The sequence below is a fragment of the Diaminobutyricimonas aerilata genome (assembly GCF_002797715.1).
Lineage (GTDB): Bacteria > Actinomycetota > Actinomycetes > Actinomycetales > Microbacteriaceae > Diaminobutyricimonas > Diaminobutyricimonas aerilata.
Genome location: NZ_PGFF01000001.1, coordinates 3478620 through 3494536, shown reverse-complemented (window position 1 = coordinate 3494536; position 15917 = coordinate 3478620). Strand labels below are relative to the sequence as shown.

Below are 15917 nucleotides of genomic sequence, written 5' to 3'. Positions count from 1 at the left end.
CACGACTCGATCCCCGAGATCTACAACGCGCTCGAGACGACGATCACGATCGGCGAGCAGAGCACGCGCCTCGTGCTCGAGGTCGCCCAGCACCTGGGTGACGACCTCGTCCGCGCCATCGCGCTGAAGCCCACCGACGGGCTCGTGCGCGGCCAGGAGGTGCGCGACCTCGGCGAGGCCATCTCGGTGCCCGTCGGCGACGTCACCAAGGGCAAGGTCTTCAACGTCATCGGCGAGGTGCTGAACGGCACTCCGGGCGAGACGCTCGAGGTCACCGAGCGCTGGCCCATCCACCGCAAGCCCCCGGCGTTCGACCAGCTCGAGTCGAAGACCCAGCTGTTCGAGACCGGCATCAAGGTCATCGACTTGCTCACCCCGTACGTGCTCGGCGGCAAGATCGGCCTCTTCGGTGGTGCGGGCGTCGGCAAGACGGTGCTCATCCAGGAGATGATCCAGCGCGTCGCGCAGGACCACGGTGGTGTGTCGGTGTTCGCCGGTGTCGGCGAGCGTACCCGTGAGGGCAACGACCTCATCCAGGAGATGGAGGAGGCGGGCGTCTTCGACAAGACCGCCCTCGTCTTCGGCCAGATGGACGAGCCGCCGGGAACGCGACTGCGCGTCGCCCTGTCGGCGCTGACGATGGCGGAGTACTTCCGCGACGTGCAGAAGCAGGACGTGCTGCTGTTCATCGACAACATCTTCCGCTTCACGCAGGCCGGTTCCGAGGTCTCCACGCTGCTCGGCCGGATGCCGTCCGCAGTGGGCTACCAGCCGAACCTCGCCGACGAGATGGGTGTGCTCCAGGAACGCATCACCTCGACCCGCGGTCACTCCATCACGAGCATCCAAGCCGTCTTCGTCCCCGCGGACGATTACACCGACCCTGCGCCGGCGACCGCGTTCGCCCACCTCGACGCGACGACCGAATTGAGTAGAGACATCGCCGCCAAGGGCCTGTACCCCGCTGTCGACCCACTCGCATCCAGCAGTCGACTGCTCGACCCGCGATACATCGGTGAGGACCACTACCGCGTCGCGACGAGCGTGAAGCAGATCCTGCAGAAGAACAAGGAGCTGCAGGAGATCATCGCGATCCTCGGTGTCGACGAGCTGAGCGAAGAGGACAAGATCACGGTGTCGCGTGCGCGCCGCATCCAGCAGTTCCTCTCGCAGAACACCTACATGGCGAAGAAGTTCACCGGTGTCGAGGGCTCGACGGTCCCCCTCAAGGACACGATCGAGTCGTTCGACGCGATCGTGCGCGGTGACTTCGACCACGTGGCCGAGCAGGCCTTCTTCAACGTCGGATCGATCTCCGACGTCGAGGAGAAGTGGGCACAGATCCAGAAGACCTCGGGGGTGGCACTCGCCGCGAGACACTGAGGGCATGGACATCCAGCTCGACTTCGCGACTCTCGTCGGCCTCGCCGGTGACGCGTCTGCGTCGCTCGTCATGACCCGACTCCGCGATCGAGGTCACGACGCCCGTCGGTCCCACGGATACATCATCCAGCGCCTCCTGGTGGAGCAGCCGACCATCGGCGAGCTCGCCTCGACGCTCGGCATGACCCAGCAGGGCGCATCCAAGCACGTGTCCGAACTGGAACGCCTCGGGTACGTCGAGCGCGTGCCGGACTCCGCCGACAATCGGGTGCGGCGCGTGCGGCTCACCTACCGGGGGAACGAACTCGTGGATGCCGCCCGCTCGGTACGGGCCGACATCGACGCCGCACTCGCGGATCGGGTGACCCCCTCAGAACTGGCGGCGACACGTCGCGTGCTGCTCGAAGTGCTGAGCCTCGCCGGCGCGACGGACCGCGTTTCACGACGCGCGGCCCAGCCACCCGGTTGAGCCCACTCGTCGAGTGGTTCCCGTCGGCGCGAGCTGCACCGCGGGCCGGCCCTTCGGCGTGCTCCCGGGAACGCGAAAAGGGGCCCGTCCACCGACGAACCCCTGTGTGTGCGCGAGGGGGGACTTGAACCCCCACGCCCTTGCGGGCACTGGCACCTGAAGCCAGCGCGTCTGCCAATTCCGCCACTCGCGCGTGTGGCCGCGCAGTGCGCGACCAGTCCAGCGAGACTACCACAGCGGCGCGGTCAGGCCGACTCCCGCAGCACGAGTCGGTGCTCGACGGTGCGGTGCTCGACCGGGTCTCCCCCGACCAGCCCGAGAGCGAGCTCGACCGCCTGGGCGGCGACCTCGGCCATGTCCACGGCGAGGGTCGTGAGCCGCGGTGCGACCCAGTTGCCGGCACTGAGTCCGTCGATGCCGACGACCCTCACCTGCCCCGGCACGTCGACGCCCGCCCGCCGGCAGGCCATGAGCGCGCCGAGCGCGACGAGGTCGTTGAAGGCGATGATCGCGTCCGGGGTCGGCTCCGCGGCGAGCACGGCGCCCACCGTTTCCAGCCCGGCCTCCGCGGTCGCGAGCGGCGCCTGAACGAGCCCGGCGTCGACGCCGACCTCGGCGAGCGCCGACAGCAGCATCCCGGCCCGTCGACCGGGTTCCGGGCGATCCGCCACATCGACCACGACCGCCCGGCGCACACCGGCCGCCGCGAGGTGGGCGGCGAGCTCGCGCGCGGCGGGCGCCGGATCGAGGGAGACGGATGCCCATCCCGCGCGCACCACGTGAGGGTCGATCTCGACGACGGGCATGCCGTCGAGCAGCTGCTCCTCATCCGGACCCACCTGGCTGAGGTAGCCGAGCACGGCGTCCACTTGCCCCCGCAGTTCGACCAGCAGGGCGGACGTGTCGGTCGCGTGCACGGTGTCGACGAGCAACACGTTCCATCCGTGCCGCGCCGCATTGCCGACGACGGCCGACGCGAGCTCCGGGTAGTACGGGTTGGTGAGATCGTCGATCACCAGTCCGAGCATCCGGTGGTCGCTCTTCACGAGCCCGCGCCCGAATCGGGACGGGCGGTACCGCAGGTCGCGTGCCGCGTCGAGCACCCGCTGCCGCGTCTGCGCGCTGATGCCGGGCATGTCGTTCATCGCGCGCGTCACCGTCTGCCGCGACACCCCCGCCGCCGCCGCGACGTCGAGGATGGTCGCCGGTGCGTCCTCGCGGCGGCTCACTCGGTGCGCAGGTCGAGCCAGGCCACCTGCTGCGGCGTCAGCTCGACGCCGAGGCCCGCCATGGAGGAACGCATCTCGGCGATCGAGCGCGGACCGAAGAGCGGGAACGTGGGGAACGGCTGGTGCAGCACGTACGCGAGCGCGACCGCCGTCGGCGCCACCCCGAACTCCGCGCCGACGGTCTCCGCGCGACGCAGGCGCTCGAAGTTCTCGTCGCTGTAGTAGCAGCGCACGAGTTCGGCGTCGCTGCGGTCATCCGGTCGCGCCCGCCCGGTGAAGAACCCGCGCGCCTGCGAGCTCCACGGCAGCAGCGGCACGTCGCGCTCCTCGAGCCAGCGCTTCGACTCGCGGTCGGTCACGTGCTCGCAACCGGCCCACGGCACGTCGTACGCCTCGGCGAGACCGAAGTGGTTGCTCAACGCCGCGAACGACTGCCGCCCGTTGGCGGCGGCGTACTCGTTCGCCGCATCGAACCGTTCCGGCGTCCAGTTCGAGACGCCGAAGACCGTGATGCGCCCGGCGCGGGCGTGCTCGTCGAGCACGTCGACGAACTCGCCGACCGGCACCTCGGGATTGTCGCGGTGCATCAGATAGATGTCGGCGTGATCGGTGCCCTGCCGCTCGAGGGATTCCAGCAGCTGACGGGTGAGGGATTCCGGATCGCAGTGCGGCGTGTGGGCGCCCTTCGTGATCACCACGACGTCGTCGCGCACGCCGCGGTTCTGGATCCACGTGCCCAGGCGGCCCTCCAGCTCGCCGTCCCCGTAGATGTAGGCGGTGTCGAACGTGTTGCCGCCCGCTTCGAAGAACGCGTCGAACAACGCCGACGCATGCGCGAGATCCGGCTGGTTGTCGACGCCCATGATGAGCCGCGACACCTTCTTGTCGAGCCCGGGCAGCTGCCCGTACGGCATGGGCGCGTCCGCGGCGACGCGCAACGGCGCCCCGGACACCGTCGGGATGTCGGCATCCTCGGTCTCGAAGGGGTAGCGGAGTCCGAGCTCGGCGCGCCACCGGTCGAGCGCGACGGCGTTGCCGAGCGAGTCGTCGGTGGTCATCTCGACCGGTTCGGTGCCGGCGCGGGCGGCGTCGACGAGACCCGCCGCCTCGAGCGCATACGGCTTCGCGTCGCCGAACGTGATCGTCTGCGGGCTCTCGCCGACGACCGAGAGGATCAGCTCCGACCGCTCGGCGATCGTCCACGGGTCGTCGAGGCGGATGGTGCCGCGCGTGCCGTACACGGTCGCCGTCGCCGGGTCGTCGAGCCGCACACCGGTGCGCAGCGACGCGGTGACCCCGCCGGCGAAGGTGACGGATGCCACGGACCACTCGTCGATGCCGTTCGCGAGGGCGCCGCGGGCGGTGAGGCCCGTCGGCTCGACGAACCCCTTGCCGACCGCCGCGCCCGCGACGGCCCGCGCGAACGACATCGGGTAGCCGCCGACGTCGAGGATGCCGCCACCCGCCGTCGCCGGATCGAAGAGCCGTCCCTCCGCGCCCTGCGCGTGGAACGAGAACGAGGCGTCGATGTGCACCAGGTCGCCGATCGCGCCCTCGCGCACGAGCTCGAGTACGCGGCGGGTCTGCGGGTGGAAGCGGTACATGTACGCCTCGACGAGCGTGACGCCGGCCGATCGGGCCGCGTCGACCATGGCCATCACGGTGCCCGCGTTCGGCGCGAGCGGCTTCTCGCACAGCACGTGCTTACCCGCCTCGATCGCCTGCAGCACCAGTCGCGCGTGTCCCGTGTGCACCGTCGCGACGTACACCGCCTCGACGGCGGGATCGGCGAGCGCGGCGGCGTAGTCGCCCACGGTGGCGTCGTCCGCGCCGAACTCCTGCGCGAACGCCGCGGCACGCGCCCGGTCGCTCGATCCGACCGCCACGAGGCGGCCGCCGGATGCGGGCAGCTGGGAGGCGAAGCGCCGGGCGATGCCGCCCGGGCCCAGAACGGCCCAGCCCATCGAGGCGGCGGGGGTGGCGTTGTCGTCGGTCATCCGGAGGACTCCTTCGGCTCGGAAGCGTGTGGGCCGTGAACGTTCACGGCCGCGTCCGAGCCTAGGCGCGTGACGCCGCACTCGTCAACGGTGGATGGTCTGCGCCGTCCCGCCGCGGCGAGCGCCGCACCCCTGCTCATCCCGCTTAACAGGGGGGCAGCACGCCGCACGGCTAACATGTCGGAAGTTCAGCAGGCTGAGAGGGAGAAACCTTGGGGCTTCTCGACAACTTCGAGCGGGGTCTCGAACGTGCCGTCAACGGCGCGTTCGCCAAGACCTTCAAGAGTGGTCTCCAGCCTCTCGAGATCACGAGCGCCCTGCGGCGCGAGCTCGACACGAAGGCCGCCGTCGTCTCGCGCGACCGCATCCTCGTGCCCAACCGCTTCACCGTGGGTCTCAGCAGCGTCGACTACCAGCGGATGTCGCAGCTCGGACCCTCGCTCAACGACGAGCTCGTGCAGCTCGTGCAGCGCCACGCGACCGCCCAGCACTACTCGTTCGCGGGCGGCATCTCGATCCAGCTGGTCGAACACCCGCACCTGAGCCAGGGGATGATCGAGGTCAGCTCCGAGAACGTGAAGGGCTCGGTCGCCTGGACCCCCGTGCTCGACATCGCCGGCAAGCGTCACCCGATCACCCGGTCCCGCACGGTCATCGGCCGCGGATCCGAGGCCGACATCACCGTCGACGACACCGGCATCTCCCGCAAACACGTCGAGATCATCTGGGACGGCGAGCGGGCGCAGGTCAACGACCTGGGCTCCACGAACGGCTCGAAGCTCAACGGAGCACCCGTCACGAAGGCGCCACTCCCGCCGGATTCGGTCATCGACATCGGCCGCACCCGTATCGTGTTCCGAGTGCTCGCCCAGTCCTCCGACCCGTACGCCGACGTCCGGCCCGCCCGTGACGGGGGGCGTTGATGGGTGACGGCACGAGCGAGCTGACCCTGCTCCTGCTGCGCATCGGGTTCCTCGCGCTGCTGTGGGTCTTCGTCTTCGCCATCGTCTACGCACTGCGCTCCGACCTGTTCGGCTCCCGGGTGCGTCGGATGCCCGAGGGTCAGGGCCCGCAGGTGCAGCAGTTCCCGCAGAGCCCGGTCGGCGGCGCCGCCACCGTGACCGAGCGCATCTCGCAGCAGCAGAGCGCCCCGCGCTCCCCCAGCACCCCGGTGCCGACCGGCGGCGGTCGCGCCACGCGCCTCGTCATCACGTCGGGGCCGAAACAGGGCCTCGAGATCGACCTCCCGGGCGAACAGCTCACGATCGGCCGCTCGAGCGAGTCGGGCCTCGTGATCCGCGACGACTACACCTCCACCCACCACGCCCGACTCATGCTCTGGAACGACGAGTGGGTCGTGCAGGACCTCGACTCGACCAACGGCACCTTCCTGCAGGGCAAGCGGGTGACGGTGCCGACCAAGATCCCCTTCAACACTCCCGTGACGATCGGTACCACGAGCTTCGAGCTCCGACGGTAGGGCCATGACGACCTCGGGCAAGAGCGCGGCCGCCTCCCACGTCGGGAAGATCCGGTCCAACAACCAGGACTCCGGATACGCGGGCCGGCACCTCTTCGTCGTCGCCGACGGGATGGGCGGCCATGCCGGCGGCGACGTCGCCTCCGCGATCGCGATCAAGCGCATCTCCGAGATCGACCACGAGTACCCGTCGGCACCGGACGCCGAGTTCGCCCTGCAGTCGGCACTCATCGCGGCGAACCAGCTGCTCGCCGAGACGGTGTTCGAGCATCCGGAACTCACCGGCATGGGCACGACGGTGAGCGGCATCCTGCGCGTCGGCAACCGGCTCGCCCTCGCCCACATCGGCGACTCGCGCATCTACCTGTTCCGCGACGGCGAGCTCAAGCAGATCACCGCCGACCACACGTTCGTGCAACGACTCGTCGACAGCGGCCGCATCACCCCCGAGGAGGCGGCGGTGCACCCGCGCCGCTCCGTGCTCATGCGCGTGCTCGGCGACGTCGACGCGGCCCCGGAGATCGACACGACGGTGATCGACACGCGGCCCGGCGACCGCTGGCTGCTGTGCTCGGATGGGCTCAGCAGCTATGTGAGCGAGGAGCGCATCCACACGGTGCTCGCCTCCACTCCCGTCGTCGCGCACGCCGCCGAACGGCTCATCAAGGAGAGCCTCGACGTCGGCGCCCCCGACAACGTGACCGTCGTCGTCGTCGATGTCGACGAGTCGGGCGACTCCGCCACCGATCCTCCGGTGATGGTCGGATCCGCGGCCGCGCCGCTCTCGTTCGAGAACGAGCCCGCGCGCCGCTCGCTGCGTCTGCCCACCCTGCTGCTGCATCCGCTCAAGGCGACGGCCGAGGACAGCCACTTCGAACCCGAGTCCGACGAGTACCTCGCCGAGCTCATCGCGGAGGACAAGCGCCGCGCACGCCGCCGCCGCATCACCTGGCTCGGGCTCATCGCCCTCGCCGCGATCGCCGTCGTAATCGCCGCGATCGCCGGATACCAGTGGACCCAGTCGCACTACTACGTCGGCGCGACCGACGGCCGGGTCGCCATCTTCCGCGGCGTGCAGCAGACCATCGGCCCGATCGGGCTCTCGAGCGTGCACGAGGTCACCGACATCCGAGTCGACGACCTGCCCACGTTCAGCCGCGAGCAGATCGAACGCACGATCAACGCCGACAACCTCCGTGAGGCTCGCGAGATCGTGGAGAGGCTGCCCGAGTGACCGCGACCAGCCCCATCCCCTCCGACGCGCGCACGCCGCCGCGCGGGCGCCCGGCGCTCACCGAGACGATCCGCGTGAAGCTGCGCGAACCCGCGAAGCTGCGCAACCTCGAGCTCGCACTGCTCGTGCTCGCCGCGGGCATCGGCGTCTCGGCGATGCTGCTCGTGCAGCTCGGGGCCCTCGACGCGATCGACAGCCCGATCGTCGTGCTCGCCTCGATGCCGGCGGTGCTCGCCCTCATCATCCACGTCGTGCTGCGGGTCACCGCGCGCGACGCCGACCCGTTCGTGCTGCCGATCGCGCTCACGCTCAACATGGTCGGCATCGCGATGATCTACCGGCTCGACATCGCCGAGGGCTTCTCCGGCTGGGCGTCGTTCAGCGTGCGGCAGATCGTGTGGACGACGATCGCGATGGTGATCGCCGGAGCGGTGCTGCTCGGCATCCGCAACCACCGCGTGCTCGCCCGCTACCGGTACATCGCCATGTTCACGGGCATCGCGCTGCTGCTGCTGCCGATGCTGCCGGTGATCGGGCAGACCATCAACGGTGCTCGCCTGTGGGTGAACCTCGGCGTCGCGTCGTTCCAGCCCGGCGAGCTCGCCAAGATCGCGCTGGCCGTGTTCTTCGCCGGCTACCTCATGACGGCCCGCGAGTCCTTGTCGATGATGGGTCGCAAGATCCTCTGGATGCGCTTCCCGCGTGCCCGCGATCTCGGCCCCATCCTCGTCATCTGGGCCGTCGCGATGGTCGTGCTCGTCGTGCAGCGCGACCTCGGAACCTCGTTGCTCTACTTCGGGCTGTTCCTCGTGATGATCTACACCGCCACCGGCCGCGGCAGCTGGATCGTGCTCGGCCTGGGGCTGTTCTTCGGCGGTGCCCTCATCGCCTCGCGCACGCTCGACTACGTCGAGGGCCGCGTCAACGCGTGGCTCAACCCCTTCGACCCCGCGCTGTACGACGCGCGCGGCGGCAGCTTCCAGCTCGTGCAGGGCCTGTTCGGCATGGCCGACGGCGGCCTGCTCGGCACCGGGCTCGGCGAGGGCCGACCCGACCTCACCCCGCTCGCCGAGAGCGACTACATCGTCACCGCGCTCGGCGAAGAGCTCGGTCTGATCGGTCTCTTCGCGCTGCTCGCGCTGTACCTCCTGCTGGTCGCCCGCGGGTTCCGCATCGGGTTCAACGGGCAGGACGACTTCGGCCGGCTGCTCGCGGTGGGTCTGTCGTTCGTGATCGCGCTGCAGGTGTTCGTCGTCATCGGCGGCGTCACCCGCGTGATCCCGCTTACCGGACTCACGACCCCGTTCCTCGCCGCGGGCGGCTCGAGCCTCGTCGCGAACTGGATCATCGTGGCGCTGCTGCTGCGGCTCTCCGACACGGTGCGCCACCAACCCCGGGCGGTGATCGAATGAACAAGGAACTCAAGCGCGTCAGCATGGTCGTGCTCGGCATGTTCGTCGCGCTCTTCCTCTCCACGAGTGTCATCCAGGTCGTGCAGGCGGATTCGCTGCGCGCCGACGACCGCAACCGGCGCACCCTCTTCGAGAGCTATTCCGCCGAACGCGGGCAGATCCTCGTCGACGGTCAGCCGATCGCGCAGTCGGTGCCGGTCGACGACGAGTACAAGTTCCAACGCGTGTACCCGCCCGAGACGGCGCAGCTGTACGCCCCCATCACCGGCTACTTCACCCTCAACCAGGGAAACGCCGGCATCGAGGACGAGCTCAACGACGTGCTGAGCGGCACGGCGAACAGCCAGTTCCTCGACCAGATCAACGGCATCATCACCGGGCAGGACCCGAAGGGCGCCTCCGTCGAGCTCACCATCGACCCGGTCGCCCAGCAGGCGGCGTGGGACGCCCTCGGGGATCAGCGCGGCGCGATCGTCGCGGTGCGCCCCAAGACGGGCGAGATCATCGCCATGGTCTCCAAGCCCACCTACGACCCGAACCTGCTCGCCGGCCACGACACCGATGCGGTCATCGCGAACTACAAGGCGCTCGACGAGGCGGCCGACAACCCGCTCGTGAACCGCGCGATCGGCGGCGGTCTCTACCACCCCGGTTCGACGTTCAAGCCGCTGCTCGCCGCCGCCGGCATCGACAGCGGAGCGCTCACGCCCGACAGCCAGGCGCAGAACCCCGCGACGTTCCAACTGCCGGGCACCTCGACGAACATCCACAACGCCGACGGCGGCGCGTGCGGGCCGGGCGAGACGGTGAGTCTCGCGGATGCGCTGCGCCTCAGCTGCAACATCCCGATGGCGCAGTTCGGCGTCACCATCGGACAGGACACCCTGAACCGGTACACCGAGGCCTTCGGATTCGGTCACCGCTTCGAGGTGCCGATGCCGGTGACCCCGAGCGTGTTCCCGAACGACCTCAGCGAAGACCGGCTCATGCTCGCCTCGTTCGGCCAGGAGGACGACCGGGTCACCCCCCTGCAGGTCGCGCTCATGAGCGCCGCGATCGGCAACAAGGGCAAGCTCATGGAGCCGACCCTCGTCGAGAAGGTCATCGCCCCCGACCTGTCGGAGCTGCAGACGCATCAGCCGAGCGTGTACAACACCCCGATCTCGGAGCAGACGGCGGCAACAGTTACGCAAATGATGGTCGCGAGCGTCGCGAACGGGGCGGCCAGCAATGCCAGAATTGGTGGCGTCGACGTGGCGGGTAAGACCGGAACGGCGGAGAACGGAGCTGACGATCCGTACACGCTCTGGTTCACCGGATTCGCCCCCGCGACCGACCCCGAGATCGCCATCGCGGTGGTAGTCGAGAACGGGGGTGGGCGCGGGCAGTCGGCCTTCGGAAACCAGGTCGCCGCGCCGATCGCCAAGAGAGTCATAGAGGCGGTGCTTAACAGATGAGACCCACCAGCGGCCTCACCTTCGGTGGTCGATACCAACTGTCGTCTCGTGTCGCGATCGGCGGCATGGGCGAGGTGTGGCAGGCCACCGACCTCGTCATCGGCCGTACCGTCGCGATCAAGATCCTCAAGGACGAGTACCTCGGCGACCCGAACTTCCTCGAGCGGTTCCGCTCGGAGGCACGTCACGCCGCACTGGTGAACCACGAGGGCATCGCGAACGTCTTCGACTACGGCGAGGAGGAGGGCAGCGCCTTCCTCGTCATGGAGCTCGTGCCCGGTGAGGCGCTCTCGGCGGTACTCGAGCGGGAGCGCATCCTCTCGACCGACCGCGTGCTCGACATCGTCGCGCAGACCGCATCCGCCCTGCAGGCCGCCCACGCGGCCGGGCTCGTGCACCGCGACATCAAGCCCGGCAACCTGCTCATCACCCCCGACGGTCGCGTCAAGATCACCGACTTCGGCATCGCCCGCATCGCCGACCAGGTGCCGCTGACCGCCACCGGTCAGGTCATGGGCACGGTGCAGTACCTCTCGCCGGAGCAGGCGAGCGGACACCCCGCCTCGCCGAGCACCGACATCTACTCGCTCGGCATCGTCGCGTACGAAGCCCTCGCCGGTCGTCGTCCGTTCACCGGCGAATCGCAGGTCGCCATCGCGATGGCGCAGATCAACGAGACGCCGCCGGACCTGCCCGCAACCGTCTCGGAGCCGGTACGAAACCTCGTGCTCTCGTGCATCGCCAAGCGGCCGGAGGAACGGCCCGCCTCGGCGCAGCATCTCGCGCGCGCGGCCCAGGCGCTGCGTCGCGGAGACGTGAACGGCGCCGCCGCGAGCGTGCCGGCAGTACTCGGAGCCGCCGCCGTCATCGGCGGCGCCACCGCGGCGACCACCGCGATCCCCGGTGGAATGACGAGCGCGACGCGCGTGCTGTCGGCGACCCCGCTCGACGAGCCGCCGGCCGAGACCACCCCGACGGAGACGCGCAAGCGCAGCGCCTGGACGTGGCCGCTCATCGCCCTCGTCGTGCTGCTCGCCATCATCGTCGTGGGCGGCATCATCGCCCTCGTGGTGCAGCAGAACAACGCCCGCGACGGCGGAGGCGACGCCTCGCGCTCGCCGAGCGCGAGCGCGCCGAGCACGCCGCCGGCACCCTCGTCGCCGTCGGCGGAGCCGGAGCCCGAGGCGGTCCCGCTCGGCAACGGCTCGCAGTTCATCGGCATGACCGAGGAGGAGTTCCGCGCCGAGATCGCGAACCTCGGGCTCGTCGCCGACGTGCAGACCGGCAACGCCGCGGAGAGCGCGGACCAGGTGGGCACCGTGTACTCGGTGAACCCGACCGGCAACGTGCAAGAGGGCACCACCATCACCGGCACGATCTACGGACCCCTCGCCACTCCCGCCGCGCCCGTCGCGGTCACCGTGCCCGGCGGCCCGACGAAGCCCGGCGGCGTGCCCGTGAACATCAGCTGGCCGCAGTACGCCGGATGCCCCGCGGGCACGAGCCTCAGCGGCTACACCTTCACCGTCAACAACGGCATCGCGAGCCAGCCCAACCCCGTCGGCGCGGGCGTCACCTCGATGCAGGTCACGCCGCCGGTCGAGGGCGGGCAGACGACGATCACCTACGTCGCGAACTGCGGTGACCTCGTCTCCGCCCCCTCCGACGAGACCGTCATCACCAGCAATCCGGCCGTCGACCCCGGCGAGGGCGAGGGCGACGGCTAAGCACTGCTGAGATCCGCTCGGGTCGATCGCGGCGGTTACACTGGCAGCGCACTACACAGCTACGGGAGGCACCGCATGGTCGACGGCGTGACCGAGACCGTGCGCACTCTCGCGGGGCGCTACCAGATCGGCGAGCTGCTCGGTCGGGGTGGCATGGCCGAGGTGCACGCGGGCACGGATGCACGACTCGGCCGTCGCGTCGCGATCAAGCTGCTGCGACCAGCGCTCGCCAACGATCCCGCGTTCCGCACGCGCTTCCGCCAGGAGGCGCAGGCCGCCGCCCGCATGGCGCATCCGACGATCGTGCGCGTCTATGACGCGGGCGAGGAGACCATCACCGACGCGAACGGGCACGAGCTGCAGCTGCCGTTCATCGTGATGGAGCACGTGCAGGGCCGACTGCTGCGCGACATCATCGAGGACGGTCCGCTCGACCCGGCCGAGGCCATCCGCATCATCGCCGGGGTGCTCACCGCCCTCGAGTACTCGCACCGGGCCGGCGTGGTGCACCGCGACATCAAGCCGGGCAACATCATGGTGACGCCCACCGGCCAGGTGAAGGTGATGGACTTCGGCATCGCCCGGGCCATCTCCGACTCGAGCGCGAACGTCGCGCAGACGAGCGCCATCCTCGGCACCGCCCAGTACTTCTCGCCCGAGCAGGCCCGCGGCGAACCCGTCGACGCGCGCACCGACCTGTACTCGGCCGGCGTCGTGCTCTTCGAGATGCTCACCGGTCGTCCGCCGTTCCAGGCCGACAGCCCGGTCGCCGTCGCCTACCAGCACGTGAGCGAAGCGCCCGTGCCCCCGAGCCGGTTCAACCCGAAGGTCTCACCCGCGATCGACGCGGTCGTGCTCCGTGCGCTGTCGAAGGACCGTTTCGACCGCTACCAGAACGCCTCCGAGTTCCGCACCGACGCCGAAAGCGCCGCCGAGGGCAAGGTTCCCCAGCGGCCGGAGCCCACCGACACCGACTTCCAGTCCACCCTCTTCGGGGTGAACCCGAACCGGGTCTCCGGCGCCGAGGCGACGGTGCGGCAGCTCACGGTCGATGAAGACGACCGCATCGTGCGCACCCAGACCCGTCCGCCGGCGGTGTGGATCTGGGCCGGTGTGCTGACGATGGCGATGGTCGTCGTCGCCGTCGTCTTCTGGGTGTTCAACCTCAGCGGACCGCAACTCGAGCCCTCGGCCTCGATCGTCGTGCCGGATGTCACCGGGCAGACATGGGAGGAGGGCTCCGAGGCGCTCATCAACGCCGAACTGGAGCCGAAGCAGTTCGCCGAGGCGAGCGGCGATGTGCCGTCCGGGCAGATCATCCGCACCGATCCACCGTCGGACGAATCGGTGCGCGTCACCCCCGGGCAACTCATCAAGGTGTGGGTCTCGACCGGTCCGCAGCAGGAGCCGGTGCCCGCCATCGCCGGACTGCCGGCCGATCAGGCCAGCCAGGCCCTGCTCGATGCCGGGTTCAAGGTCGGCGAGACGCGCACGATCGACTCGCCGGATGTGCCCGAGGGGGCGCTCATCCGCACCGAGCCGGAGGGCGCCACCGCGCCGACCGGGCAGGAGTTCATCCTGTTCGTCAGCAGTGGCACGGTCGAGGTGCCGAATGTCGTGAACCAGCCCTCGGATGTCGCGAGCGCGGCGCTCAGTCAGCTGCAGCTCGTCGTCGAGGTCGAGGTCGACACCGGATGCTCCGGAGGTTCGGTCAGCACCCAGTCGCTGCCGCCCGGCAAGCACCCGCAGAAGTCGCCCATCACCATCACGGTCTGCTCCGCCGACTGACCCGCTGCTCCGCCGCGACCCCCGCCATCCGCTGATCGAGTAGGGCGCCCCGCGCTCGTATCGAGATCTCCCTCAGAATCACCCGTGGCCGCGTCCCCGCATCGAGGTCTCGATACGGCGGGCTCCGCCGCGCCTACTCGACCGGCGGGTAGCGCGGCGCTCAGGCGCCCGTCATGAGCGGGGTCAGGCCCTTGGCCTTCTCCGCCGCCTCGGGCATCCCGACTCGCGCGAGCCAGTTGCCGAGCATCCGGTAGCCGCCCTCGGTGAGCACGGACTCCGGGTGGAACTGCACGCCGTACACCTCGGCCGATTCGTGCCGCACGCCCATGATGACGCCGCCGCTCGTGCGCGACGTGACGACGAGCTCGGCGGGTACGGTCGAGTCGACGACGGCGAGCGAGTGGTACCGCGTCGCCGTGAACGGCTGCGGCACGCCGTCGTAGAAGTCACTGCCGTCGTGTTCGATGCGCGAGGTCTTACCGTGCATGAGCTCTTCGGCGTGGGTGACCGTGGCGCCGAGCGCCTCCGCGATCGCCTGGTGTCCGAGGCACACCCCGAGCAACGGCACGTCCGCCTCGAGCGCGTGGTGCACGAGTCGGATCGAGACGCCCGCATCCGCCGGAGCGCCGGGGCCGGGCGAGAGCAGCACCGCGTCGTACTCACCGACCACCGAGGGTGCGTCGGCCGCGGTGAAGGCGTCGTTGCGTACGACCTCGGTCTCCGCGCCGAGCTGCAGCAGGTAGCCGTTGAGCGTGTAGACGAAGCTGTCGTAGTTGTCGATCACGAGGATGCGGGCCATCACTCCACCGTCGCTTCGGTCGGGGCCACGATCTCGTTGACCCAGGGGAACACCCAGAGTACGCACGCCGTGAGCACGAGCGCCACGAGCACGAGCAGCAGGAACAGCCGAACCCACCAGGGTCCGGGCAGGATGCGCCACAGGGCCGCGTACATCAGGCGCCTCCCGCCGTGTTCACGAGCTCCGCGATCTCCTCGGGAGGTCCGCCGGCCGCGGGATACCAGCCCTCGAACACCCCGTATGCCGCGATGCGCTCCGCCGTGGAGAACAGAGGGTTGCAGGTGGTGAGCGTGATGATGCGGTCGGTGGGTGCCGCGTCCGGCATCTGCGGCACCGGGGCGAGCACGCCGACGCCGGTCGGACGCACGTACTCGCTGCTGCGGTACGCGTACTGGTACCAGCCCTCCGGCGTGGCGACGTAGATGTGGTCGCCCACGTGCAGCGAGTTGATGTTCTCGAAGCCGCCGCCGTACGCCTTGCGGTGCGCGGCGAGCACGAAGTTGCCGACCTCGCCGGGCATCTGCGTCGACGGGTAGTGGCCGATGCCGAGTCGCGTGCTGTTCAGCACGTTGTGTCCCACACCCTGCGCGATCGGACGCATGTAGTCCGCACCGAGACGCGGCACGATGAGCGTCGCGAACGCGGTGCCGTCATCCGGCGCCGCGACGACCGCGGGTGCCTCGTCCGAGGGCTGCACCGCGGGCGGCACGGCCGTGCCGCCTTCGGCTCGCGGCCAGCTCTCGACGAGCTCCTGTGCGGCCTGCTCCTGCTGGTCGCCCACGATGATGTCGTTCAACCACAGCTGCCAGCCGAGGAACAGCATCACGAACACACCCGCGGTGATGAGCAGCTCGCCGAGCACGCCGACGATCGAGACCCGCTGACGCGGTCGCGTCCGCCGTCGGGCCGATCGCTCGCGCGGACGCAACTGCTCGGACATGC

General features: G+C 69.8%; 14 protein-coding genes and 1 tRNA gene. 9 read left to right on the top strand and 6 right to left on the bottom strand.

Features of this window, described 5'->3' with window-relative positions:
- Together atpD and CLV46_RS16580 are read left to right on the top strand one after the other, a co-directional pair.
- A partial coding sequence (gene atpD / locus CLV46_RS16585) for a F0F1 ATP synthase subunit beta (protein WP_100365787.1) occupies nucleotides 1–1383 on the top strand: 1383 nt, incomplete at its 5' end.
- Between the two features lie 4 nt (nucleotides 1384–1387).
- Complete coding sequence (locus tag CLV46_RS16580) at nucleotides 1388–1852, top strand: MarR family winged helix-turn-helix transcriptional regulator (RefSeq protein WP_100365786.1); 465 nt, start codon at nucleotides 1388–1390, stop codon at nucleotides 1850–1852.
- A 109-nt stretch (nucleotides 1853–1961) separates the two neighbouring features.
- Here CLV46_RS16580 and CLV46_RS16575 read toward each other — a convergent pair.
- The 3 genes from CLV46_RS16575 to CLV46_RS16565 form a co-directional block, all read right to left on the bottom strand.
- Nucleotides 1962–2045 (bottom strand) — tRNA-Leu (locus tag CLV46_RS16575).
- 52 nt (nucleotides 2046–2097) lie between these two features.
- Nucleotides 2098–3081 carry a LacI family DNA-binding transcriptional regulator gene (locus CLV46_RS16570; protein WP_245866973.1) on the bottom strand — a complete coding sequence of 328 codons (984 nt, stop codon included), beginning with the start codon at nucleotides 3079–3081 and terminating at the stop codon, nucleotides 2098–2100.
- Nucleotides 3078–5078, bottom strand: a complete 2001-nt coding sequence (locus CLV46_RS16565) for an aldo/keto reductase (protein WP_100365785.1) — start codon at nucleotides 5076–5078, stop codon at nucleotides 3078–3080. Before CLV46_RS16565 ends, CLV46_RS16570 begins: the two co-directional genes overlap by 4 nt.
- Before the next feature lie 212 nt (nucleotides 5079–5290).
- Between CLV46_RS16565 and CLV46_RS16560 the strand changes: the two genes are divergently transcribed.
- The 7 genes from CLV46_RS16560 (at nucleotide 5291) to pknB (ending at nucleotide 14176) form a co-directional block, all read left to right on the top strand.
- Complete coding sequence (locus CLV46_RS16560) at nucleotides 5291–6001, top strand: FHA domain-containing protein (RefSeq protein WP_100365784.1); 711 nt, start codon at nucleotides 5291–5293, stop codon at nucleotides 5999–6001.
- Nucleotides 6001–6558, top strand: coding sequence for an FHA domain-containing protein FhaB/FipA (locus CLV46_RS16555; protein WP_100365783.1), 558 nt, complete (start codon nucleotides 6001–6003; stop codon nucleotides 6556–6558). Before CLV46_RS16560 ends, CLV46_RS16555 begins: the two co-directional genes overlap by 1 nt.
- 4 nt (nucleotides 6559–6562) lie before the next feature.
- A complete protein-coding gene (locus tag CLV46_RS16550; RefSeq protein WP_100365782.1) occupies nucleotides 6563–7792 on the top strand; it encodes a PP2C family protein-serine/threonine phosphatase in 1230 nt (409 codons plus the stop codon).
- Nucleotides 7789–9204, top strand: coding sequence for an FtsW/RodA/SpoVE family cell cycle protein (locus CLV46_RS16545; RefSeq protein WP_425430416.1), 1416 nt, complete (start codon nucleotides 7789–7791; stop codon nucleotides 9202–9204). Before CLV46_RS16550 ends, CLV46_RS16545 begins: the two co-directional genes overlap by 4 nt.
- Nucleotides 9201–10661: a peptidoglycan D,D-transpeptidase FtsI family protein gene (locus tag CLV46_RS16540; protein ID WP_100365781.1), complete on the top strand. Its 1461-nt coding sequence runs from the start codon at nucleotides 9201–9203 to the stop codon at nucleotides 10659–10661. The genes CLV46_RS16545 and CLV46_RS16540 overlap by 4 nt, the downstream gene beginning before the upstream one ends.
- Nucleotides 10658–12388 carry a protein kinase domain-containing protein gene (locus CLV46_RS16535; RefSeq protein WP_100365780.1) on the top strand — a complete coding sequence of 577 codons (1731 nt, stop codon included), beginning with the start codon at nucleotides 10658–10660 and terminating at the stop codon, nucleotides 12386–12388. Before CLV46_RS16540 ends, CLV46_RS16535 begins: the two co-directional genes overlap by 4 nt.
- A gap of 75 nt (nucleotides 12389–12463) precedes the next feature.
- On the top strand, nucleotides 12464–14176 hold the full coding sequence (gene pknB / locus CLV46_RS16530) for a Stk1 family PASTA domain-containing Ser/Thr kinase (protein ID WP_157802373.1): 1713 nt from the start codon (nucleotides 12464–12466) through the stop codon (nucleotides 14174–14176).
- 160 nt (nucleotides 14177–14336) lie between these two features.
- On the opposite strand, the gene CLV46_RS16525 is transcribed toward pknB, so the two are convergent.
- From CLV46_RS16525 to CLV46_RS16520, 3 genes are read right to left on the bottom strand one after another with little or no spacing between them, the layout of a single operon-like run.
- Entirely contained in the window at nucleotides 14337–14975 is a 639-nt protein-coding gene (locus tag CLV46_RS16525) for an anthranilate synthase component II (RefSeq protein ID WP_100365779.1), read from the bottom strand.
- Nucleotides 14975–15130, bottom strand: coding sequence for a hypothetical protein (locus CLV46_RS16830; protein ID WP_170028616.1), 156 nt, complete (start codon nucleotides 15128–15130; stop codon nucleotides 14975–14977). The genes CLV46_RS16525 and CLV46_RS16830 overlap by 1 nt, the downstream gene beginning before the upstream one ends.
- Nucleotides 15130–15915, bottom strand: coding sequence for a class E sortase (locus CLV46_RS16520; protein WP_100365778.1), 786 nt, complete (start codon nucleotides 15913–15915; stop codon nucleotides 15130–15132). Before CLV46_RS16520 ends, CLV46_RS16830 begins: the two co-directional genes overlap by 1 nt.
- Nucleotides 15916–15917: the final 2 nt, after the last annotated feature.